The organism is Pseudorhizobium tarimense (genome assembly GCF_022968135.1).
GTDB lineage: Bacteria > Pseudomonadota > Alphaproteobacteria > Rhizobiales > Rhizobiaceae > Neorhizobium > Neorhizobium tarimense.
Genome location: NZ_JALJRA010000002.1, coordinates 289,566 through 311,966, shown reverse-complemented (window position 1 = coordinate 311,966; position 22,401 = coordinate 289,566). Strand labels below are relative to the sequence as shown.

Below are 22,401 nucleotides of genomic sequence, written 5' to 3'. Positions count from 1 at the left end.
TCTGTTCAGTACCGGTTACGGAAAAAATGGCGTCCCTTCTGAGCTCTCCGGATCTCCAGTGTTGAGTAAACCCTTTTTGGCGAAAGAGCTGGAGGAAACGCTTGAACTTACTCTTGGTGGGCCTCAACGACGGTGAGTTCGAACAGGACGTGGGAGGCTTGATCGTCCGACCGTACTGCCTTGTTGTAGTGCTCGACGAAAGCCGCGATATGGGCTTTGACGTTCTCCTGGAGTGAGCCAGCTACCCGGAGCACATGTCTATCATCTTAAGGAGGCCTCAAGAAGCATGACAGAAGACTGGGCGCAGCACCGCGCCATTCTCGAAGCTGCGTTGGACTCGATCATTGCGGCTGATCACGAGAGTCGAGTGATTGAGTGGAATCCGGCAGCAGAGCGCACGTTCGGCTATCCTAGGTCGACGGCCATGGGACGAGATCTGGCCGAGCTGATCATCCCGCCCGAACTCAGAGAAGCACACAGGGACGGCATGGAGCACTTCCTCGCGACGGGTGAGGGGCCGGTGCTGGGTAGGCGCATCGAGGTTGAGGCGATCAATTCTGCTGGCCGCCGCTTTCCGGTGGAGCTGGCTATCGAAGTAATACAAGTCGAGGGTAATCCCAGGTTTGTCGCCTATCTTAGAGACCTTACCGAGCGCAAGTCGGCGGAGGCCGCACTTCTTGAAAGCGAGCAACGCCTGGCCGCCACCTACCAGCACGCTTTTGTCGGCATCTCGGAAGTTGATCTGACGGGCCGCTTTTTGCGGGTGAATGAAGAGCTTTGCAGAATCACCGGGTACACATCTGACGAACTCCTCAACTTCACCTTCTCCGACATCACGCACCCGGATGACCTCGCCGTCGACCTCGAGAACTTTCGGCAACAAGTGGAAGGTGCGCTTGGAAATTACACATTGGAGAAACGGTACATCCGCAAGGACAAACAGGAAGTTTGCGTCGAACTATCGGGATCCATTATTCGAGACAGCGCCGATCGACCACTGTACGCAGTTCGCGTGGTTCGCGACATCTCTGATCGAATACGGGCAGAGCGCCAGCAGGCGCTTCTCGTCCATGAGCTCAACCACAGGGTAAAGAACACGCTCACAACCGTTCATTCCATTGTGGCTCAGACCCTGAGAATTTACCCAGATCCAAGCCGAGCAACCCAGGTGGTCGGCGAGAGGCTGATGGCGCTGTCGCGCGTTCACGATGTTCTCACCCGTAGAAATTGGGAGAGCGCCGTTCTGAGCGACATTGTGGCCGAAGCGCTGGAACCGTACGCTGATTTTAGCGAGCGATTCGCTGTTTCTGGCCCGGAGGTGTCGCTGGCGCCCCGGGTGTGTCTCTCGTTCGCCATGGCAATCCAGGAGCTCACGACTAATGCCATCAAGTATGGAGCTCTTTCGGTGCCCGGAGGTCAGGTGGCAGTTACCTGGGATGTTGAGAGAAGTGGTTCGATGCTCCGCTTTGATTGGCAGGAGAGTGGTGGGCCCGGCGTTACCCCACCTACTCGTCGGGGATTTGGCACACGCCTCTTGGAAGGGGGCCTCGCTAGAGATATGAACGGCTCTGCAATTCTGGCTTTTGCGTCGGATGGATTGAGATGTACCTTTGAGGTGCCGCTTTAACTCTAGGCTCCACGTGGCGGTGCAATCCGTGCATGGTGTGACAGAACCGGGGGAACCAATCGGTGGCAGAGAGAGTTACGTGCTGTCCCGCCTCTGCGAGGCTGCCTCGTATAGCCCACCCCATCTAGGATAATTGCATTGCTCAAGTTTGCCACTGAGAGATTTGCTCCGTTGTCTGAGATTGGCATGAGCGAGATGTCGTCGCTTATCAGGGTCCATGATTGGAGCAACTCAGCGCTTGGTGCTGTTGATGGCTGGCCGACATCGCTTCGCCTGTACTCGGATCTGATGCTCGCCTCCAAACAACCGATGTTTCTTGCTTGGGGATCGGAGCTCGCATTTCTCTACAACGACGCCTACACCGAGATTCTCGGCAAAAAACACCCACACGCACTTGGGCAGCCTTTTTATCAGGTCTGGTCGGACATCTGGAGACAGATAAGGCCGCTTGTTGAGCGTGTGTTGGAAGGGGAAGCTGTGTGGGTGGAGGATCTATGCATCCCCATGCAGCGCAACGGCTTTGAGGAAGAGGCGTGGTTCAGCTTCTCCTATACACCAATAAAAGGTGATGCTGGTGAAGTGAACGGGCTGTTCTGCGCCGTTACAGAAACAACCGGCAAAGTTCTAGCGGAACAGCAAGGTCGTGGGGAAAGGGAGCGTCTGCGCCAGCTTTTTCAGCAGGCACCCGGAATCATGGCTATGCTGCGCGGCCCGAATCATATCTTCGAACTCGCCAACGAGGCTTATACTCGACTGATCGGGCAAAGAGACATCATCGGTAAAACGGTGCGAGATGCTCTTCCTGATCTAGCAGGCCAAGGCTTCTACGAACTGCTTGATGAAGTTTTTCGGACAGGTACTCCCTACGTCGGACGAGCCGTTCCAGTTCAGCTGAATTTGCCCCATGGCAATGAACCTGAGCAACTCTACCTCAATTTCGTTTATCAGCCGGTGAAAGACAAGGCGGGATTGGTTACGGGCATATTCGTAGAGGGGTTCGATGTGACTGAGAACATTCGAACCGAGGAAGCCCTCCGCTCAAGCGAAGAATTCACGCGACGTATCCTGGAAAGCTCCACCGACTGCATTAAAGTTCTCGACACCAAAGCTCAGCTTCAGTTCATGAGCGAAGGCGGAATGAAGGTGATGGAGGTCGACGATTTCGGCGCCATTAAGAGTTGTGATTGGCGGGACTTTTGGTCAGGTCCTCAGCACCTCGACGCAAAACTAGCTGTCGAGACTGCTCTCGCCGGTGGGACCGCAAGGTTTCAGGGCCCTACACTTACAATGAAGGGTACGCCGCGTTGGTGGGACGTCGTGGTCACACCAATTCACGGTCGTTATGGAGAGGTTGAAAGGCTTCTCTCAGTTTCGCGGGACATCACTTCGATCAAGCATAGCGAGGTCGCACTTCACGAAACTCAGCGGCGTTTAAATGCTGTACTGGATAACGCTTCTGTGTCGGTTTTTCTTATGAATGATCAGCAGGAATGCGTTTACATGAACGCTGCGGCCGAGAAGCTAACCGGATTCAGCCTAGCTGAAGCTGAAGGTCGTACGCTTCACAGCCTTATTCATCACACTCGTCCGGATGGATCTCCCTACCCGATCGAGGACTGCCCAATAGACCGAGCCTTTCCGGAACGCCACCAGACTATCGGAGAAGACATTTTTATCCGCAAGGATGGCACGTTTTATCCGGTCGCGTTTACAGCCAGTCCCATACAGGATGCCGAGAGCAAGACAGTAGGAACCATTATCGAAGTACGCGACATCAGCGCCGAGAAGCGATCGCAGCAGCAGCAACGCATTCTGATTGATGAACTGAACCACCGAGTAAAAAACACACTGGCGACGGTCCAGTCCATCGTCACTCAAAGCTTGCGGAACGAGGCAGATCCCGCAGAAGCGCGAAGCAGCATCGAAGGCCGGCTTATCATGTTGTCTCGAGCGCACGATGTGCTGACCAAAGAGACTTGGGAGAGCGCCAGGTTACATGACATCATTGATGAAGCGACTTCAGCGTTCCAGGCAGCCGGGACTCGCATAACGACAGATGGTCCTGAGGTTCGGCTGACGCCACGAGAGGCACTTTCCTTGTCTATGGCTTTGCACGAACTAGCGACCAATGCGCTCAAACACGGCGCCCTGTCGCTGGATAAGGGGACTGTTTCACTGGTGTGGGAGCTGCTTCCTGACAGAGGGAGGCCTCTGAGGTTACGGTTGAAATGGCAAGAGAAGGACGGCCCCCCGGTAAGCAAGCCAAGTCGCCGCGGTTTCGGATCGCGACTGCTGGAAGTGGGGCTTGCGCGGGAGCTAAACGGAGATGTAACAGTGAATTATGCCGTTGATGGGCTAACCTGCGACATTGCGTTCCGATTGCAGGATCATAGCTGCGCGGCGGCACCGAACGATGGACCTACGACTTCAACGAGAGAGCACTCATCAAGATGCAGCCCGGCCAAAAGTGCTGATTGTTGAAAACCGGAAGTTTGTGGCAATTCTGGTTGATGTAACGCTCTTCCCGAGGAACTTCACCCTCTCAACCTCTCTCGTCCATGCAATATGCTTGATGCCGGCACTCTGAGATCGAGGTGGGCGTATCGATTTTGCCGGTTTTGACGGTACTTTGTCCGGGCGTCAGATCCGACGTTTGTGATCTATGCCTTACTACGAAGCGGCCGATAGATGTCGATAATTCACATAATTTTTTCAGTTAGGTCCGCTCTTGAAAAGCCAGCATAATCAAAAGGCTATGTTTTTGACTCTACCTTTGACGGCATATTCCCGGCTTAGTTCTTTTTTTCTCTAACTTTGTCAGATTCTTAGGGCAGAAATAAATATTAGAGTGGGAGTGACGGGTCGTAGATTCGACGGCAATCGGCGGGGAGCGGCGAGGCAAGTCAAGCTCGAAGCCTCGCCGCGTCCCTAGAAGGCGGCAAGCCGAACTGCCGGGCGTATTCCCGGCTGAACTGCGTCGGGCTTTCGTAACCGACGCCGAAGGCAATCGATGTGGCGTTGCCCTCTCCTGCGATGAGGCGGGAGCGCGCATGCAACAAGCGCACATGTTTCTGGTACTGCAGGGGACTGAGTGCTGTCACAGCCTTGAAGTGACGGTGGAAGGCGGAGACACTGAGCGCCGCCATCTCTGCCAATGCCTCGACACGCAACGGCTTGGCGAAGTTTTCCCTGATCCATCGAATTGCGATGCCGATCCGTGAAAGCGCGGTATCGGGGGTGGCGATATCGCGCAGCATCCAGCCGAGAGGACCCTGCAGCACCCGGAAGAGGATTTCGCGCTCATAAGCCGGCGCCAGGGCGGCGATCTCGTCCGGCCGCTCGATCAGGCGCAGCATGCGCAGCCAGGTATCAAGCAGTTCGGGCATCACGGGCGCGACAGAGAATCCGGGACTGTAGAGTTGGCCTCCGGCAGGTTTAGGCAGATCCGCCAGCAGGTTTGCAACGATCGCGGGCTCGAGTGTCAGGCTGATGGCGAGATAGGGTTCGCCATCCTCAGACGGATGCACAGAACCGACCGCCGGCAGATCGACCGACATGACGAAATAGGTCGCAGGATCATAGCGAAACGCGCGATCGCCGACCGTCATGGTCTTCGATCCGGTGAGGATCAGGTTGACCATGGGCTCGTAGACAGCGGAAAGCTGATGCTCCGGGATTTCGCCCTGAACCATGGCGACGCGCGGAATGCCTGTCTCCGTGCGACGGTTCTCCGCCCGCGACGCCAATTGCCTGAGTTCCTTAAGCTGTGTGTCCATGAAGTTGTTGTTTCACACGGACGGCGCGGATTCAACGGAAAAGCAGAAATAGGCAAGATTCGAAGAGGATCGTGAGAGCGGGAGGTGCGGCGCGCGACTATCACTTGGTCATCCAATCGAAGGAGCACCAATGAGTATCGTCATCATCACCGGCGGAAGCCGCGGCCTCGGCGCCAGCATCGCAACCCAATGCGCCAGACGCGGCATGGACGTCATCATCACCTACAACAGCAATAGACAATCTGCCGAGACGGTTGTCGGCACGATCGAGGCTGACGGCGGCAAGGCCATCGCTCTCGAGCTTGATGTCAGCGATAGTGCGAGTTTGCCGGCGTTTCGCGACACAGTGGGCGAAGCACTGGAAAAGGGCTGGGCCGTCAAGACCTTCGACTTCCTCGTCAACAATGCGGGATACGGGCTCTACAATCCCATCACGACCGTGACCGAAGACGAGTTCGACGGCCTGTTCCGCGTGCATCTCAAAGGGCCGTTCTTCCTCACGCAGGTTCTGCTTCCCTTGATGGCCGATGGCGGTCACATCGTGAATGTGACGAGCGCAACGAGTCGTGTCGCTACTGCGGGCGTGGCACCCTATGCTTCCTTCAAGGGCGGGCTCGAAGTCCTGACCCGATACATGGCCAAGGAGTTTGGCGAGCGCCGCATCCGCGCCAACTCGATTGCTCCGGGAGCGATCCGAACCGAACTCGGCGGAGGCCTCACGCAAGAATTCGAAGCGATGCTCGCCGGGCAGACGGCGCTTGGGCGCGTCGGCGAACCGGACGATGTCGGCCGCATGGTTGCCAGCCTTCTGTCGAACGACAACCGCTGGATCAACGCCCAGAACATCGAAGTCGCCGGCGGCTACATCATCTGAGGAGACCGAACATGCTCGACCATATCTTCCTGACCGTGAGCGACACCGCACGCTCTGTGGCCTTTTACGAGAAGGTGCTGCCGCTCCTTGGGATCACCGCTCGCCTCGATTACGACGGCGAGGACGGCCCGCAAGGTCATCCCGATCTCAAAGGCTTCGGTGCGAACGGGCGGATGTTCTTCTGGCTGAGGCAAGGTGCGGCTGCGCCCGGCGCCGTGCATGTCGGCTTTGTTGCCCATTCCGAAACCATGGTGAACGCCGCCCATGCCGAGGCCTTGGCGGCCGGCGCCACCGAGATCCACGCCCCGGGTCCGCAGCTTCACTACGATCCGCGCTATTATGCGGCGCAAGTCAGGGACCTGGACGGCTACAGCCTCGAATTCGTTTTCAAGAGCTGGCAGCATGGGAGCTGATGCCATGAGCGCGACCACCTTGCGCACCGTCGCGGATGCGCTGATTGCCGCCACCAATGCCTTCGATGTGGATGCTGCTTCAGCAATGTTCACGCCGGACGCGGTGATCGACGATCCATCGACGGGTCATCGTTTCGAGGGTCACGCGGGCATCCGCGATTACGTCGAGCGGTATTTCATCGGCTATCACACGGTCACCCGCTGTCTCTCAATCGAGACCATCAACGAAACACAAGGCCGCGTACGGGTCGATTTCACCGGAGACTTCGGCCACGAGATCGGCCTGCTCGATATCACGGTCAATGACGACGGGCTGATCACGCGCATCGACGCCGACCTCGAGTAATTACAGAAAAGAAGATCTTCTATGAACACGCTTATGATTTATGGAGCCGCCGGTTATACCGGTGGCATGGCAGCGGAGCATGCCGCTTCCGCTGGACTGAACCTCGTTCTTGCAGGTCGTGAGAAAGACCGCACGACGCTTGCGTCGATGGCGGTCTCCCTCAGCGCAAGTATCCGGCTCTTCTCACTCGACAACCCAGATGCCGTCGCGACCGGCCTCGACGGCATTCGTGTACTGCTTAACGCCGCTGGCCCCTTCGCAAACACGGCCGAGCCTCTGATGTCTGCCGCGATCCGTGCCGGCACGCACTATCTCGATTTCTCTGCGGAACTCGATACCTACCGCGAGGCCCTGGCGCTCGATGCCCGGGCCCGCGCGGCCGGGGTCATGCTTCTGCCGGGAAGCGGTGGAAGCGTCGCGATGTTGGGCAGTCTCGCCGGTCATGCCGTCGCACGGGTCAGGGATCCCCGCAAGATAAGCATCGCGCTTCATGTTGCAGGTGCGATGTCGAGGGGGTCAGCCACCAGCGCGAGCCAGACTATCGTGACGGAGACGCTTCATCTCGTTGACGGTGAACTCGTGACGCGCAGCCCGGACGAACTGCGTGACTTTGATTTCGGAAGCGGGCCGCAATCGTCCTTCCCCGTGACGCTACCGGACCTCGTCACGATCCATCATGCGACCGGCGTGTCCGACATCGAAACCTTTGTTCACGTTTCAGCCGGCGCGTTTCCGACCGGAGATGTCAAGGATCTCCCTGCCGGCCCCAGCTTTGAGGAACGCGAAGCGAGCCGCTATCATGCGGACGTTGAAATCACCGACGCGGATGGAACCGTGGTCCGCTCGCGGCTCGACACAGTGAACGGTTACACTTTCACTGCCATGGCCGCGGCGGAGGCAGCCCAGCGTGTCCTCGCCGGTGAGGTTCGATGCGGTTTCCAGACACCTGCCGGGCTGTTCGGCAATGATTTTGCCGAAACCATCGCCGACACACGGATCATTGATCTTTAGCCGAGATCACAGAGGGCCTGGTCAATCGCCTTGCCGGCGATGTTTCAAGCCCTCTGGCAGACGGCTTCGATATTGTTGCCGTCGGGATCGAGCACATAGGCTGCGTGATAGTGGTCATGATAGCGCTCCGGATTCCGGGGGCGCCATTGTCGGTTCCGCCATTGGCAAGTGCCGCGGCATGAAACGCATCGACTGTTGCCCTGTCACCAGCGGTGGAGGCGAGATGGATCGGGAGCCTCTCCCCGCTCTTTTGGTGAATCCATAGGCTTGGATAGCCATTCTTCCCGAAGCCGTGTCGCGCGGCGCCATGGGGCGTGCGGTCCGGATCGATGCTGATGACGAGCGTCAGCCCGAGCGGCGCCAGAACCGCTTCGTAAAATCGGCGCGCACGCTCCACCTCTGTGACGGGAAACTCGACGTGATTGATGATATCGGTAGTCATGATCGTCGTTCCTTTCAAGCCTGTGAAGCGCCGCCATCGGCGAACAATTCGACGCCGTTGACGTAGCTGGCTGCGTCGCTTGCCAGGAAGGCGGCGACCTCTCGATTTCCTCCTACTCGCCGATGCGACCGATCGGGCTATTGTTCTTGAGGAAGGCCATGCCTTCTTCCGCATGCTCGCCAAAAGCATCCCGCAGCGATTGCGTGTTCGTCGGGCCTGGGCTGACAATGTTGATACGTATCCCGCTGCCCTTGAGATCGCTGACCCAACTACGGACGAGATTGCCCACCGCCGCCTTGGTGGCCCCACAGATGCTCATGGTCGGGCCGGGATCGATAGAGGCGGTCGAGCCGACGATGACAATGGACGAACCAGGCTGCATGAGCGGCAAGGCGCCTTGCACGGTGAAGACGATGCCTTTGACGTTCGTATCGAACTGCTGGTCATAGGCCGCCTCGGTGATCTTCCCGAGAGGGGCATGGACACCGCCGCCGGCATTGGCGACGAGGGTAGGGCCTGATTCATAATGATCGCTTGGATTTTCATTGCCTTGCGAGCCGCCGCGTGAGCAGGCGGATGCTGGCGACGACGGCACGTCAGCCGGCAATGGTAGAAGCGGGGCAGCTTCTTCCGAAGGCTGCACAGCGCCCCGGCCTGGCGCTCATCGCCGTCGATGACTTCGGGCGGGCCAGCGGAACCCTGGAACAGCACGAATGGGCAGCGCGGCATTCGGGCGCGAAAATGGAGCATCTGGAGGGGGTGGGCCATTGGTGACCTGAAGAGACACCTGAGCTCGTTGCCGATGTGCTGGCGGGTTTCCGAGGAGAACTATAGGACCTGATCGGGCCTTCAGGGTGGTTCTTCTTCCCTATCCCCTTTACCGCAGCTAGAACGCAAAAGCCTGTTGTGCTGGATCGGCGGCGCCAAGCCGCACACCCTCCAACTCCAGCATGCGCATCTTGGCGTCCAACCCGCCGGGGGCCGAGAAGCCGCCGAGCTTGCCGCCGGCGGCCAGCACGCGGTGGCAGGGGATGATCAGCGGTATCGGATTGTTGGCCATGGCTTGGCCGACCCGCCGCGCCGCTTCCGGGCCGGCCCAAGCTGCTTCGCCAGATCGCCGTAGGTCGTGGTCTTGCCCCAGCCCACCCGGCAAAGTGGGGCATAGATCCCGCGGAAGAACGCGTCCTGATCGGCGGTATCCAGGGCCAGATCGGAGAACTCGATCTGAAAGCCGCCGAAGTATCGGCGTACGGCTTCGATGACGCTGCTGAGTTCGGGGGTCTGACCGCCTGGCGCGGCCTGAGGCAGGCGGCGCGACATGAGACGTTCGGTTGCCTCGGCACTTTTCGTCGGCAGCTGGAAACGACTGATGCCGCCATTGCTCCAGGCAATCGCGCAGAAGCCGGCCGTCGTGCCGAATACATAATAGCGGTGCATGGCCACGCGGTGATCCTCCCTTCTTGGAGAGAATCGTCCCATCTGAAGCCGCTTTCAACCCGCTCGTTGGCTCAAGATCCTAGACGCGGATGGCCAGTCTCAACCCGCCCCAGTGGCGGCCGTTGACGGTGATGGGGGCGGAGATATCCTTCATCAGCACGAACTGTCCGCCACCCATGTCACGCCGATAGGTCTGCAGAAGGAATGGTTCAGCGTTGCGCCCGGCCGACAGCCCGACCCGATCTTTGAAGATGCGCCGGTTGCGGCAGTTTGCAGTATTCCAGTCCACGTCGCCCGGGCGCTGGGGCTGCGAGAACTTCCGATTATGCGTGGGAAGGTAACCGTTCTCGTCAACGGCGGCGCAGAAGGCAATCCGCTCGTCACTCGACGCAGCCTTCTCCTGAATGGCGGGCAAGACGGCATCGGTGAACTCGGTGAACCGCGTCATGTACTGAACGGGGTCGCTACCCTTGATCGGCTGGTACTGCCGATCGAACAGGGCGTTCATGTCGATGCGTCCCGACCTGAGCCCGGCTTCGAACGCAGAAGAGACCTCGGCGGCAACGGCCATGGCCGCGCGGATGTAAGGCGTGTCCGGCGTTTCGGCACCTGAACTTGCGGTGGCCTGGATGATGCGTTCAGAGATCGCAACCACCTCTCCCACACGGACAGACGTGTCCTGCAGCTTGTCGTTCGACTTCAGGATAGCGTTTGCCGCGGTGGCAATCGAGCCTGCGAACTCGCTGCACTGGCGGTCGACGACTTCGGTGGTGGATGCAAGCGAGGAGGCGCTGTCGAGGATCTGAGACATGACGTCCTCGACATCTTTGAAGGAACCCTGGACGTCCTTTGCCGTGCTCTTCACCCCTTCGGCGGAAACACGCGCACCATAGCCGGCGGCAATCAGGCGGTCGATCCGGCTTGAAAGCGCTTCGAGCGTGCTTTGGATCAAACTGGTTGTCTGGGAGGTCTGCAGCGAAAGGGCACGCACCTCGGCCGCCACGACGGCAAACCCCTTGCCTGCATCGCCGGCTCGTGCCGCTTCGATCGCGGCATTGAGCGCCAGAAGATTGGTCTGCCGCGCGATTGTGCCGATTGCATCCGCCAGCCGCCCCACATCGGCGAGAGCGGTGGAGAACGATTTGATCTCCTCGCCGATTTCCTGCGACGCGGTCACCATGTGGTCGATGGCAGCGACGGAGCCGTCTAGCTGCTGTGACTGCTCGCCCAGAACCTGCCGGGCACTTGCCGCCAGCTTGTCGGTCTCGCCGAGCGAGCGTGCGATCTCACCATTGGCTTCCGCGATGGCCTCTGCAGCTTGGGTGAGACGGGAGAGAAGGGCCGCGTGTTCGGAAGACTGCGCAGCTGTGTCCTGTATGGTGCCGGCAATATCGACGACATGAAGGCCAAGATCGGAGGCTTCGAGGGCAAGCTTGCCGACAGACGCCTGAAGCGCCAGCGGATCCGCCACCGGAACTCCCGGCAGCACGTCATCTTCGAGACTTTGAGCAATCGCAGCCACCGCACCACCTCCCCTATATCAGGAGATGATGCGATAACAGCGTTAACAAACCTTATCGCTGCGCAGAACTTGAGCGATCCTGGTCAGATCTGGTCGAACGCCTTGGGATCGATGCCGAGGGTGGCAAGATCGCGCTTCGCCGGCCTGCGGCCGTTTTCAACGGCGCTCGACGCGTTTACTGCAGCACCGAACACAGCGAAGGCGCGGCCGATGAAGCCAGAGGAAAGACGCGGACGGGGAATCGACATGATGTGCTCCTTTGTTGGGCATAATGTGGGCCCGCGCCTGGCTTCTCACAACGGCCAAGGACGCAGCCAAGCCATGCCCAAAGCGCATGGCCCAAACTGATCCCTGTCAAGGCTTGCCGACCTGCCACCCGCCTTGGTATCCCTTTGCGCCTTTGCGGAGGACCTCACGTGGCCACCACGATCTACGGCATCAAGAATTGCGATACGATAAAGAAGGCGAGAACCTGGCTCGAGGAGCGCGGCATCGGCTACAGCTTTCACGACTACAAGGCCGTAGGCATCGATCGAGCCCATTTGGATAGCTGGTGCGACCTCGCCGGATGGGAAACCTTGATCAACCGCGCCGGCACAACCTTTCGCAAACTAGATGACGGGGTGAAGGCGGATCTCGATCGCGAGAAGGCGATCGCGCTGATGCTGGAACAGCCGTCGATGATCAAGCGGCCCGTGCTGGAGGCGGACGGCACAATTCTCGTGGGCTTCAAGCCGGAGCTCTACGCGGCGCATTTTGCGTGAGAGCGCGATGAGCAAGACGACGCGGGCGACACAAATGCTGACGAAGGCTAAGATCGCCTTCACCGCCGTGACCTACAACTATGATCCGTCCGCCGACCGGATCGGCCTTCAGGCTGCGGAGGCGATAGGCGAGGCGCCGCACCGCGTTCTCAAAACATTGCTGGCACAAGTGGACGGCAAGCCCGTCTGCATGGTCGTGCCGTCCGACCGGGAGGTCAGCATGAAGAAGCTGGCCGCGGCCTTTGCGGGCAAGTCTGCCCAGATGATGAAACCGGCGGACGCCGAGCGCGTCACCGGCTATCATGTCGGTGGCATCAGCCCCTTTGGCCAGCGCAAGAAGGTGCCGACGGCTATCGAGGAAGCCGCGCTCGGCGAGACGCATGTCTACATCAACGGCGGCCAGCGCGGTCTTCAGGTCAGGCTTTCGCCGCGGGATGCGCAGGTAGTGCTCGACGCTGTTGCAGCCTCTCTTGTGGCAGACTGACTACAAACGCTCCGGGTACCGCCTTATCTCCTTGGCATCTTCAGCAGACAGGACAGTGACACGATGAACATCCAGACCGAGATCAAGAGCGCCGTCGATCCAACCAAGCTCGAGAAGCTGGCAGAAGTGGCGGTCAAGGTTGGCCTTCAGCTCCAGTCGGGCCAGGATCTTGTCATCACGGCCCCTATTGCGGCGCTGCCGCTGGTGCGGCTAATCACCCGCCACGCCTATTTGGCCGGTGCTGGCCTGATCACCACCTTCTACGCGGATGAGGAGGCGACGCTGGCGCGGTACGCCCACGCACCGCACGACAGCTTCGACCGTGCCTCCGGCTGGCTATACGAGGGTATGGCGAAAGCTTACGCCAATGGTGCCGCGCGTCTCGCCATAGCCGGGGACAATCCAATGCTGCTGGCCAGCCAGGACCCAGCAAAAGTGGCGCGCGCCAACAAGGCGAACTCGATGGCCTACAAGCCGGCGCTGGAGAAAATCTCCAACTTCGACATAAACTGGAACATCGTATCCTATCCAAACCCGTCCTGGGCCAAGGTCGTCTTCCCGGATCTGCCGGAGGAGGACGCGGTCCGCAAGCTCGCCGACGCCATCTTCGCGGCCTCCCGCGTGGACGTCGCCGATCCGGTAGCCGCGTGGGCGCAGCACAACACCAACCTGAAAAAGCGGTCGAGCTGGCTCAACGGAGAGCGGTTCGCGGCGCTCCACTTCACCGGCCCTGGCACCGACCTCACCGTTGGCCTGGCCGATGGTCACGAGTGGCATGGTGGTGCATCGACGGCCAAGAACGGCGTGACCTGCAATCCCAATATCCCGACAGAAGAAGTGTTCACCACGCCACACGCGCTGAAGGTCGAGGGCCACGTTTCCTCGACGAAGCCGCTGTCGCACCAGGGAACGCTGATTGACGAGATCCAGGTTCGGTTTGAAGGCGGGCGTATCGTCGAGGCCAAGGCCGCCAAGGGCGAAGCTGTCCTCAACAAGGTACTCGACACGGACGAAGGTGCGCGGCGCCTCGGTGAAGTCGCGGTCGTTCCGCACTCCTCGCCGATCTCCAAGAGCGGCATCCTGTTCTACAACACCCTCTTCGACGAGAATGCCTCCTGCCACATCGCGCTTGGCCAGTGCTACTCCAAGTGCTTCCTCGACGGTGCATCGCTCAGTCAGGAGCAGATCGCTGCGCAGGGCGGCAATTCCAGCCTTATCCACATCGACTGGATGATCGGTTCCGACCAGATCGACATCGACGGCATCAAGCCGGACGGCATGAAGGTGCCTGTCATGCGCAAGGGCGAATGGGCCTGAGCAACAACAAAGCGCGGCTGCTCCTAGAGTGGATCAGCCGCCTTCACCCGATCCGGATCAGCGGTAGTAGATGATCCTGCCACCGTTGGCCGCCGTTTCGACCCACAGCACGTTGTGAGGCTCGATCCCGCGTCTTACGAGCGCATCCAAAAGCAAGGGATCACGCGCCACGACGGCCTGCGCGGCGCGGATGCGAGCTGGGTAGGAGAAGTAGGACGGGTGCCGCTCGTCTTCCCAATGTCCCAGCGAAATCTCCACGGCCATGACGCCATCGTTGTAGTTTCGTCCAAACAAAATCGCGGACAGTTCACTTTGATCTGCTTGTATGGGAGAGCCGATCGCTAGTCCAAAGAGAAGGCAGCTCACGGCGGTAAGGATATGCTTCTTGATCACGGCGGCCTCCTGATCCCTTAGAGCAAGCACAACGCCCTTACTTGAACTAGGTTGCAGCTTTGGGATCTAACGGTGCGATGCCGCCCTCAGAACAGGCTTCCCTGTTTGGGCGCTTCGGCCTTCGTCGGCTTCGGCGCTGCGCGCTTTTTTACGGACTCACCCGGTGCGTTGGCGGGGGGCACCACCTTTCCGTCGCCACCGGCCGTGGCGGCCACGCGACCGTCGGCAAACTCGATCGCCAGAGCCTGACCTGCGGCAACACTGGCCGCCCGAGTGAGCGGCGTATCGGCGGCGTCCCGGATCACGGCGTAGCCGCGCTTCAGCACGTTCTTGTAGGACAGCGAGTTGAGCATCCGCTCCTGCGAGGAAACCGCCGCCCTGCTTCTTGCCAGGCTGTGCCCAACCGCCGTGTCGGAATGACGGATCAGCGATGAAACCCGCTGGCGCTCGCGCTGCAGCTGGGAATTCAGCCGCGCCGGCAGCGCCGACAAGGATGCTGCCGCCCGCGCCACGCGATTGTGCTCCTTCAGCATGTGCCGCTCGAGGCAGCGCTCCTTGCGCAGGATCTGTTCGCCGACGAAGCGACGCCGTTCGGCGATGCGGTTGGCTAGGAGGTCGAGGCGAAGACCGGCCGTCGCCTGCTCCAGGCTGCGGCGCTTCACGACCGTGGTTCGCTCCAACCCGCGCGCCAGACCCGCGGCCGCCTCGTCGAACCGGCGGCGCGGCAGCGCCAGCAACTGGTCGAGCGATGGAAGTGCCCGTACCAGAGCCCGAACCGACTGACGTCGATGCTCCATCTGGCGGCTGGCGCAGCCGCTGAGCCGCGCGGCAAGGCTTGCCACCTGGGCCTCGAGCTCGGCCCTGACCGGCACCGCCATCTCGGCGGCGCCCGTGGGGGTCGGTGCACGGATGTCGGCAGCGTGGTCAACCAGCGTCCAGTCCGTCTCGTGCCCTACCGCGGAAATCAGCGGGATCCGGCTTTCGGCTGCGGCTCGAACGACGATCTCGTCGTTGAAGCTCCAGAGATCTTCAAGGCTGCCCCCACCACGGGCGACGATCAGGACGTCCGGCCGGGCGACCCCCTCTCCTTCGAGCGCGTTGAAGCCGCGGATCGCCGCCGCCACCTCCTCGCCAGAACCTTCCCCCTGAACCTTGACGGGCCAAACGACGACGTGAACCGGGAAGCGGTCTGTAATGCGGTGCAGGATGTCGCGGATGACAGCCCCGGTCGGCGAGGTGACGACCCCGATCACGCGTGGCAGGAAAGGCAATGGGCGCTTGCGGGCCTGGTCAAACAGGCCCTCTTCCGCCAGCCGCCGCCTCCGTTCTTCGAGCAGCGCCATCAGCGCGCCGGCGCCGGCAGGCTCCAGCGTCTCGATGACGATCTGGTACTTCGACGAGCCCGGGAAGGTCGTCACCTTGCCGGTGGCGATGACTTCCATCCCTTCTTCCGGGCGGAACTTGATGCGCGGAAACGTGCCCTTCCAGATGACGGCATCGATACGCGCACGATCATCCTTGAGGCAGAAATAGGCGTGGCCGGAGGAATGCTGCCCGCGATAGCCGGAAATCTCACCGCGCACACGCACATGGTCGAAGGCCGTTTCCACCGTCCGCTTGATCGAGCCGGACAGCTCGAAAACGCTCAGTTCGAGAAGATTGGTCTGCGAATCCCGGGCGGCGAAACTGTTCATGCTTCCTTCTACAGCAAGCGGGAGGCGATTCCACCCTCTCCCAACGCCGCATTCGTCGACGAGTTGACGGGCTTTGGCGCCTCTTGCCTGCCTTCCTGCGAAGCGGCGCAGAAGTGCGCGCCGGCAAGTCGGGCATGGACCCTGACGAAGCGAGACCTATTTCATCTGCAAGCGCACGGCGTGAAGATAAAGGCGAGTATGTATGCATGTTGAAACGGTCCATCTTCGGTTCGCCGATCAGCAGGAGGCAATTCGGGCGCTGGTCGCAGCAGGTGTGAGCTGTCCGTTGAATGGGGATGGAACGCTGAAGCTGCCTTGCGACGGCGTGGCGGAGGGGGTGCCCTTCGCCCTGAATCTGCTGTTCGGCACCGGAACGCTGCAGCACCAAACCATCGAGACCGGCAGCTTCGAAGGCGAAGCGATTGCGTTGACGGCGCCGACACCCGGTTTTCACCTGAACTTGTGCTGGCACGGCCCCTTGCCGCAGGGACTTCGCCCGTATGCCGTTTAACCGGCGGCGCCTGCCGTCCGCCTTCCCTGACAAAGCGCAGAACGCATCGACACGAAACCGTTCGACGCCATTGCAAGCGTTTGTTTGCCCGAAGGCTATAGCTTCGCCGGAAGGATTGGCCGTAGGAGCTTACGATGCTGTTGTTGACTGCCACATTGCTGGGGATGAGCGCTGCATTCCTCCGCTCCGCCTTATCCATCGCGCTTGTGGCGCTTTTGATCGTCGCAGCCTTTGCCGGCGCTGGCCTCGTCTCCGGCGGCACCTGCGCATTCACCAAGCTCGTCTATGCCCTCCTTGGCTACAATCTCGGGCTCTTCAACGTTCTCTGCGGTCTTCTCCTGGCTCGTCGCCTGCGGCTGATCTAGCCGTTCGGCTCATTTGCCCCGCCGCACCTCGTAGAAGCGGAAACCCTCCGGCGAGCCGCCGACTGGCTTGAGGAAAGTGGGCACATCTCCCCGCGCAAGGCCGGCATAGAGGCCGTCGCTTTTCATCTCCACCAGCATCTGCGTCTGAGGGTCCGTCTTGCAAAAGGCCAGCACCGTCACCCCGGCGCCCGCCAGAAACGCCTCCGCCTCCTCCGACGGCGCAAGACCGATGTGGAGCTCCGTCAGCATACCAGCCTGGTTGCGGTGGTAGGGCGCCGTCAGCACCCGGTGCGACGTGTAGCGCAGGATCTCGGCGCCGCTGTTGGAGGGGGCGGCGACGACACCTGTCGGGAAAGCCGCAAGCTCTGCCATGTCCCGTTCATCGGCACATTCACCCTGTTCCTGCCGGGCACCGGCAGCCTGTGTCACCGCTTCCACCCCGATCGGCTCTTCCACGCCCTTCGCAATCAGCGCGCCGACCAATGCCCAGACAGCTGGAACGCCGGCGAGTACCGTCACGACATAGGCGAATGCCGCATTGGCATTCTCCGAATCCCTCTGCGAGCCCTGCCGCAGATCGGTGATCAAGAGTGCGAGAGGCAGGATGCTGATGAGGTTGGCGAAGGCAAAGCCGCGCACCTGCACGAGCGAGATAGCCCAGTTCACCCCGATCAGCAGGAAGAGCGCCAGATGTACCTCCCGCTGCTCCTCATCCAAGGAACGAAAGAGACAGATGGCCATGGCAAAGAAACCGACGGCGTAGAAGCCACCAAACGTATGAGGCTCGTTGTCGAGGATCTTTGTGAACGGCTGCGCTTCCGTGACGGCGCTCAGCCACAGCTTAACAAGCATGGGGTCGAGCCCTGCCAGCGGACTTGCCAGGCACTGCGGCGCCAGCGCCCGTGCACAGACTAGCAGGACGACGCCGATCCCACCGCCCAGCGCTAGCCGCAAGAACCGGCTTCCGAACCCCGGTGCGCCGGTGACAAGGGCAAGCAGCACACCACCCGTCGCCGACAGGGCATAGAAGCCGAGCGAGAGGCTGTCGCAGGTGACAACGCTATAAGCGCTCGGCGCTACGGTCAGGAAGAAGGCGGCGGAAACGGTCAGAGAGAGCGAGATGCCGAAGGCGCGCGTCGGCGCGGCCAGTTCATGCCCGTGCCAGATCCACTGCAGCGAAACCACGAGACAGGCCGCGGCAACGAAGGGAACCGTTTCCGCGCCAATTGCGGTTGCCAGCGCACCAGACACCCCTGCAATCGCGTAACTTGAACGCCGGCGCTGCGGATCGACCAGCATTGCCGTCATCCAAGCGGCAAGCACCAGCTGGACATTATGGTGGTCGATAGCACCGGGGTGAAAGCGGATGCTGGTGACGGCAAAGAGGCTGCCGAGGCCAAGCGCCACATGCATCGCCACCGGCCCCGCCAGCCGGCGGGCGGCAAGTCCCAGCGGATAAAGAAGGAAAGGGATGAGCAGCAGCGGCCAGGCCGCCAATGCAACCGCCTCCGCCTGGTGCTGCGGGAGGAATAGGCTAGCGCCACTGATCAGGAGCGCGATCGGCAGGTCGACCAGCCGCGACCAGTGCATCGGCGTGCCGCTCTCCAGCCCCAGCCGATACTGCGTGAGATCGAACCAAGCCTGCCCCGCGAGGAGGTCCCGCACCTCCACGAGCCGCATGATATCGTCGTTGTCGCTGCCGACATAGTCCGTCGCCGATGCCAGGAACATCGCCAACAGCACGGCTGCAGTGACCAGGCCGTAGAGGCCCGCGAGCGCGAGTGGGCTGTCCGACAACGGTCGCCGGGCGGTCCGGCTTTGATGGAGGCGTTCGCCGAGGGCATCGGTCATTGCAGAGCGGGTATCTCTTTTCCGGAAGGCGGCAACCTAGCCTTAACCTTCCCAAGAAATAGTAAAGTGATCCCGCAGGCCGCGGCGAACTAAAGGCAGCGAGTGAAAGTCATGCCCGCCGATACCCTCGACATCGCGATCCTGCTCCCGTGCTACAACGAGGCGGCCACGATCGGCGATGTCGTGCGCGGCTTCCGCCAGGTCCTGCCGCAGGCGCGGATCTACGTCTACGACAACAACTCCACCGACGGCACAGCACTTAAGGCAATGCTTGCAGGCGCGCATGTGGAGCGCGAGCGCCGGCAGGGGAAAGGCCATGTGGTGCGGCGCATGTTCGCCGACATCGACGCCGATATCTACATCATGGCCGATGGCGACGGCACCTATGCGCCTGCGGATGCCGAGGATCTCGTGCGGACCTTGCTCAGCGAGCGCGCCGACATGGTGGTCGGGACACGGAAGGGTGTCCACGCAGATGCCGGGCGCCAGGGGCACGCAGCCGGCAACCGCCTCTTCAACCTTCTCTACCGGGCAATCTTCGGACGCGGCTTCACGGACATCTTCTCCGGCTACCGCGCCTTCTCGCGCCGCTTCGTCAAGAGCTTCCCGGCCGTTTCCGGCGGTTTCGAGATCGAAACGGAGATGTCCGTTCACGCCTCGCGGTTGAAGCTTCCCGTCAGCGAAATCGAACTACTCTACGGCCGCCGCCTGGAAGGCTCGCACTCCAAGCTCTCGACGTTCCGTGACGGGGCAAAAATCCTCTGGATGTTCGCCATGCTGATGAAGGAGACGCGCCCTTTCGCCTTCTTCGGCGTGATCAGCGCTGCCGTGATGGGCGCAAGCATCGCCTTCATGCTTCCGGTGCTTGCGGAATACGTCGCGACCGGCTTCGTCAGCCGCGTGCCGACGTGGATCCTGTCGATGGCGCTGATGATGGTCTCGCTGCTGGTCTTCACGGCGGGCGTCATTCTCGACTCGGTGTCGCGGGCGCGAAACGAGCAGCTTAGACTCTGCTATCTCGGCCTTCCCCGCACCGCCAAACATTCCTGGCGTGTTGCCACAGCGGAGGCCGGACGGCGGCGTGATTTCGACGCGGCATGAGGAAACTAATATGGTTCGTGCTAGCCGGCGGCACCGGTTTTGTCATTGACGCCGCCCTCACGCATCTCCTGATCGCGCTGACGCCCGCAGGTCCCTTCCTCGCACGCATACCGGCCATCATGGCGGCGATGGCAGCGACATGGTTTCTCAACCGAAGCTTCACCTTCGGCCGATCATCCTCCTCGCTTGCCGTCGAAGGCTTCCGCTACTGGGCCGTCGGCATCACCGCAGCGCTCCTGAACTACGCGGTCTATTCCGCGGTGATCTATCGCCTGCCCGTGCAGCCGGTGGCGGCAATCGTCTTCGCGTCGCTCGCCGCCATGGCCTACAGCTTCTTCGGCTATTCGCGCTTCGTCTTCAGGCGCTAGACCTTTTCCCAGCCGTCATGGGTGCTGGCGCGGTAGATAGCGTCGATGAACTTCTGGTTCTTCAGCGAGTTTTCCAGCGTCACCACGTCGGCCTTGTTCCCGGCGACGGCGCGGGCGAAGGCTTCCGCCTGGCGACGATACTGACGGCTGTCCTGGAAGCGGAAGATCTGCGACTCCGTATGCTTCTGGTTGGTGACTTCGATTTCCTCAGCCCCCCAGCGATCGGCATTGAACGGCGATTTCAACTCGATGAAGCCCTCCGTGCCGTGGAAGACCATCACCTGCCGGTTGGCCATCTGGGTGGCGATGTAGAAGCTCACCTCGAAGTCGCCGAAGTCGGCCTTGACGCTCGAATATATGTCCGTGCCAAAGTCCGGGTCACGCTCCGTTACCGCCTGAACGCGCTTCGGTTCAAGCCCCGTGACGAAACGCGTGGTGATCGTCGGATAAACGCCGATATCCGGCAGAGCGCCGCCGCCGAGCTCGGGGATGTTGCGCATGTTGTTGGCATCGCGGTTGAAATAGGTGAAGGCGCCCTGCACGTGGCGCAGTTTGCCGATCGCGCCGTCGGCGAGCAGCTCGCGCACCTTCAGCCAGACCGGTGCATAGGTCACCATGAAGGCTTCCGCGATCAGCACCTTGTTGCGATCGCGGGCGGCGATCACCGTCTCGATCTCTTCCGCCTTCAGAGCGATCGGCTTTTCGCAGAGCACGTGCTTGCCGGCATCGGCCGCCTTGATCGACCATTCCACGTGCTGGCTCGTCGGCAGCGGAATATAGACGGCATCGATCACGTCGGAAGCGAGCATTTCCTCATAGGAGCCGAACGCGTACGGCACGGAGAAACGGTCGGCCATGGCGCGCGCCCGCGGCAGATCCCGGCTGGCGACCGCCGTCACCACGCAGTTTTCGGCATCCTGTATTGCCGGAACGACAGCATCCCGGCCAATCTTCGCCGTCGACAGAATTCCGAAACGCAACATGGTATCTCTCTCCCTTACCTGAATCGCAGCGCACCATAGGGTCGGGCATTGCCCGATGCAACGCAGGCGATGTGCCACCTCCCGCATTCGCCCGTTGATCCTTTGACAGATGCCGCCGGTGCCATACATTCGCCAGATCGGCATTCGCCGCACAAGTTTCTGGAGATCCCATGCAAAAGCGTCCTCTTGGCCGTACCGGCCTTTCCGTCGCGCCGATCGTCTTCGGCGGCAATGTCTTCGGCTGGACGGCAGACGAGAAGACGTCCTTCGATCTGCTCGACCGGTTTTTCGATGCCGGCTTCAACACGATCGATACGGCCGACGTCTATTCGGCCTGGGTCGAGGGTCACGAGGGTGGCGAGAGCGAGACCGTCATCGGCAGATGGCTGAAGCGCGGCACCGTCCCGCGCGACAAGGCGATCATCGTCACCAAGGTCGGCTACGACAACAGGGGCAAGAAGACCGGATTGTCGGCGAAATGGATGGCGGACGCGGCAGATGCTTCCCTGAAGCGGCTTGGCACCGACTACATCGATCTCTACCTCGCCCACCAGCCCGATGACGCGGTGCCGCACGAGGAAACGCTGGCCGCTTTCGACAGGCTGAAGCAGGCGGGCAAGGTGCGGGCGATCGGCTGTTCGAACTTCGATGCCAACCAGCTTCAGGAGAGTCTGGATGTTGCCGCCAAAACAGGCCTGCCGCGCTACGATGTCGTGCAGCCGGAATATAATCTCTACAGCCGCTCCAAGTTCGAAGGGCCGCTTGCGGATCTCTGTACCCGCAAAGAGATTGGCGTCATCAGCTATTACGCATTGGCAGCCGGCTTCCTGACCGGCAAATACCGCAGCAAGGAAGACACCGAAGGCTCCTCGCGCGCCTATCGCGTCGGCGACTATCTCAACGACAAGGGCTTCCGCATCCTCGCGGCGCTCGACGAGATTGCGGTCGAGACGGATGCGGAGCCGGCGAGCATTGCGCTCGCCTGGCTTATGCGCAAGTCGGCACTGACGGCCCCGATCGCCAGCGCGACGAAGCTGTCGCAGCTGGAAACGATGATCGCGGCCGCAAATCTTTCGCTTTCGGACGACCAGATGAAGCTTCTGGACCAGGCTGGAGCGTAAG

At 60.9% G+C, this 22,401-nt stretch carries 24 protein-coding genes and 2 pseudogenes; 16 read left to right on the top strand and 10 right to left on the bottom strand.

All coding sequences use genetic code 11. The features are described from left to right. Positions 1-101: 101 nt before the first annotated feature. The 3 genes from MUU54_RS24490 to MUU54_RS03895 all read left to right on the top strand — a co-directional run bounded on the left by MUU54_RS24490 (position 102) and on the right by MUU54_RS03895 (position 4,108). A complete protein-coding gene (locus MUU54_RS24490) occupies positions 102-236 on the top strand; it encodes a hypothetical protein (protein ID WP_281433193.1) in 135 nt (44 codons plus the stop codon). A gap of 50 nt (positions 237-286) precedes the next feature. Further along, positions 287-1,627, top strand: coding sequence for a sensor histidine kinase (locus tag MUU54_RS03900; protein WP_247242714.1), 1,341 nt, complete (start codon positions 287-289; stop codon positions 1,625-1,627). Between the two features lie 138 nt (positions 1,628-1,765). Then, positions 1,766-4,108, top strand: a complete 2,343-nt coding sequence (locus MUU54_RS03895) for a PAS domain-containing protein (protein ID WP_247242713.1) — start codon at positions 1,766-1,768, stop codon at positions 4,106-4,108. Between the two features lie 422 nt (positions 4,109-4,530). On the opposite strand, the gene MUU54_RS03890 is transcribed toward MUU54_RS03895, so the two are convergent. Then, the gene (locus tag MUU54_RS03890) at positions 4,531-5,403 is read right to left on the bottom strand and encodes an AraC family transcriptional regulator (protein ID WP_247242712.1); all 873 of its coding nucleotides are present in this window, start codon (positions 5,401-5,403) and stop codon (positions 4,531-4,533) included. A gap of 130 nt (positions 5,404-5,533) precedes the next feature. Here MUU54_RS03890 and MUU54_RS03885 point away from each other — a divergent pair, with 130 nt between their 5' ends. The 4 genes from MUU54_RS03885 to MUU54_RS03870 are packed head-to-tail and all read left to right on the top strand — an operon-like array spanning position 5,534 to position 8,047. Beyond that, positions 5,534-6,277 carry an SDR family NAD(P)-dependent oxidoreductase gene (locus MUU54_RS03885; RefSeq protein ID WP_247242711.1) on the top strand — a complete coding sequence of 248 codons (744 nt, stop codon included), beginning with the start codon at positions 5,534-5,536 and terminating at the stop codon, positions 6,275-6,277. Between the two features lie 11 nt (positions 6,278-6,288). Then, entirely contained in the window at positions 6,289-6,690 is a 402-nt protein-coding gene (locus MUU54_RS03880) for a VOC family protein (protein WP_247242710.1), read from the top strand. Between the two features lie 4 nt (positions 6,691-6,694). Further along, positions 6,695-7,036, top strand: coding sequence for a YybH family protein (locus MUU54_RS03875; protein ID WP_247242709.1), 342 nt, complete (start codon positions 6,695-6,697; stop codon positions 7,034-7,036). Between the two features lie 21 nt (positions 7,037-7,057). Beyond that, a complete protein-coding gene (locus MUU54_RS03870; RefSeq protein ID WP_247242708.1) occupies positions 7,058-8,047 on the top strand; it encodes a saccharopine dehydrogenase NADP-binding domain-containing protein in 990 nt (329 codons plus the stop codon). 44 nt (positions 8,048-8,091) lie between these two features. On the opposite strand, the pseudogene MUU54_RS03865 reads toward MUU54_RS03870, so the two are convergent. Together MUU54_RS03865 and MUU54_RS03860 are read right to left on the bottom strand one after the other, a co-directional pair. Further along, positions 8,092-8,477, bottom strand: a pseudogene (locus MUU54_RS03865) (VOC family protein). A gap of 124 nt (positions 8,478-8,601) precedes the next feature. Beyond that, a complete protein-coding gene (locus MUU54_RS03860; protein WP_247242707.1) occupies positions 8,602-9,096 on the bottom strand; it encodes an SDR family NAD(P)-dependent oxidoreductase in 495 nt (164 codons plus the stop codon). On the opposite strand from MUU54_RS03860, the gene MUU54_RS03855 reads away from it, so the two are divergent. Further along, positions 9,066-9,263, top strand: a complete 198-nt coding sequence (locus MUU54_RS03855) for a hypothetical protein (RefSeq protein ID WP_247242706.1) — start codon at positions 9,066-9,068, stop codon at positions 9,261-9,263. The genes MUU54_RS03860 and MUU54_RS03855 overlap by 31 nt on opposite strands. Positions 9,264-9,375: 112 nt before the next feature. On the opposite strand, the pseudogene MUU54_RS03850 reads toward MUU54_RS03855, so the two are convergent. From MUU54_RS03850 to MUU54_RS03840, 3 genes and pseudogenes are all read right to left on the bottom strand, one after another. Next, positions 9,376-9,926: pseudogene (locus MUU54_RS03850) on the bottom strand (methylated-DNA--[protein]-cysteine S-methyltransferase). A 79-nt stretch (positions 9,927-10,005) separates the two neighbouring features. Beyond that, on the bottom strand, positions 10,006-11,439 hold the full coding sequence (locus tag MUU54_RS03845) for a methyl-accepting chemotaxis protein (protein WP_247242737.1): 1,434 nt from the start codon (positions 11,437-11,439) through the stop codon (positions 10,006-10,008). A gap of 92 nt (positions 11,440-11,531) precedes the next feature. Then, entirely contained in the window at positions 11,532-11,696 is a 165-nt protein-coding gene (locus MUU54_RS03840; RefSeq protein ID WP_247242705.1) for a hypothetical protein, read from the bottom strand. Positions 11,697-11,864: 168 nt separating this feature from the next. On the opposite strand from MUU54_RS03840, the gene MUU54_RS03835 reads away from it, so the two are divergent. From MUU54_RS03835 to MUU54_RS03825, 3 genes are all read left to right on the top strand, one after another. Beyond that, positions 11,865-12,212: an ArsC family reductase gene (locus MUU54_RS03835; RefSeq protein ID WP_247242704.1), complete on the top strand. Its 348-nt coding sequence runs from the start codon at positions 11,865-11,867 to the stop codon at positions 12,210-12,212. Positions 12,213-12,219: 7 nt separating this feature from the next. Then, a complete protein-coding gene (ybaK, locus tag MUU54_RS03830) occupies positions 12,220-12,696 on the top strand; it encodes a Cys-tRNA(Pro) deacylase (protein WP_247242703.1) in 477 nt (158 codons plus the stop codon). Between the two features lie 63 nt (positions 12,697-12,759). Further along, positions 12,760-14,013 carry an aminopeptidase gene (locus MUU54_RS03825; protein ID WP_247242702.1) on the top strand — a complete coding sequence of 418 codons (1,254 nt, stop codon included), beginning with the start codon at positions 12,760-12,762 and terminating at the stop codon, positions 14,011-14,013. Between the two features lie 57 nt (positions 14,014-14,070). Here MUU54_RS03825 and MUU54_RS03820 read toward each other — a convergent pair whose 3' ends face one another. Further along, positions 14,071-14,406 carry a hypothetical protein gene (locus MUU54_RS03820; protein WP_247242701.1) on the bottom strand — a complete coding sequence of 112 codons (336 nt, stop codon included), beginning with the start codon at positions 14,404-14,406 and terminating at the stop codon, positions 14,071-14,073. An 86-nt stretch (positions 14,407-14,492) separates the two neighbouring features. Continuing rightward, positions 14,493-16,100 carry an exodeoxyribonuclease VII large subunit gene (gene xseA, locus MUU54_RS03815; protein ID WP_247242700.1) on the bottom strand — a complete coding sequence of 536 codons (1,608 nt, stop codon included), beginning with the start codon at positions 16,098-16,100 and terminating at the stop codon, positions 14,493-14,495. 202 nt (positions 16,101-16,302) lie between these two features. Here xseA and MUU54_RS03810 point away from each other — a divergent pair, with 202 nt between their 5' ends. Together MUU54_RS03810 and MUU54_RS03805 are read left to right on the top strand one after the other, a co-directional pair. Beyond that, on the top strand, positions 16,303-16,611 hold the full coding sequence (locus MUU54_RS03810) for a hypothetical protein (RefSeq protein ID WP_247242699.1): 309 nt from the start codon (positions 16,303-16,305) through the stop codon (positions 16,609-16,611). 134 nt (positions 16,612-16,745) lie between these two features. Beyond that, a complete protein-coding gene (locus MUU54_RS03805; protein WP_247242698.1) occupies positions 16,746-16,976 on the top strand; it encodes a hypothetical protein in 231 nt (76 codons plus the stop codon). A gap of 9 nt (positions 16,977-16,985) precedes the next feature. Here MUU54_RS03805 and MUU54_RS03800 read toward each other — a convergent pair whose 3' ends face one another. After that, positions 16,986-18,827 (bottom strand): hypothetical protein, encoded by a 1,842-nt coding sequence (locus MUU54_RS03800; protein ID WP_247242697.1) that lies wholly within the window; start codon positions 18,825-18,827, stop codon positions 16,986-16,988. Between the two features lie 111 nt (positions 18,828-18,938). Here MUU54_RS03800 and MUU54_RS03795 point away from each other — a divergent pair, with 111 nt between their 5' ends. Both MUU54_RS03795 and MUU54_RS03790 read left to right on the top strand, forming a co-directional pair. Then, positions 18,939-19,928, top strand: a complete 990-nt coding sequence (locus MUU54_RS03795) for a glycosyltransferase (protein WP_247242696.1) — start codon at positions 18,939-18,941, stop codon at positions 19,926-19,928. After that, positions 19,925-20,296 (top strand): GtrA family protein, encoded by a 372-nt coding sequence (locus MUU54_RS03790; RefSeq protein WP_247242695.1) that lies wholly within the window; start codon positions 19,925-19,927, stop codon positions 20,294-20,296. Before MUU54_RS03795 ends, MUU54_RS03790 begins: the two co-directional genes overlap by 4 nt. On the opposite strand, the gene MUU54_RS03785 is transcribed toward MUU54_RS03790, so the two are convergent. Next, positions 20,293-21,279 (bottom strand): Gfo/Idh/MocA family protein, encoded by a 987-nt coding sequence (locus tag MUU54_RS03785; protein ID WP_247242694.1) that lies wholly within the window; start codon positions 21,277-21,279, stop codon positions 20,293-20,295. The two genes, MUU54_RS03790 and MUU54_RS03785, sit on opposite strands and share 4 nt — an antisense overlap. 170 nt (positions 21,280-21,449) lie before the next feature. On the opposite strand from MUU54_RS03785, the gene MUU54_RS03780 reads away from it, so the two are divergent. Next, positions 21,450-22,400, top strand: coding sequence for an aldo/keto reductase (locus MUU54_RS03780; RefSeq protein WP_247242693.1), 951 nt, complete (start codon positions 21,450-21,452; stop codon positions 22,398-22,400). Position 22,401: the final 1 nt, after the last annotated feature.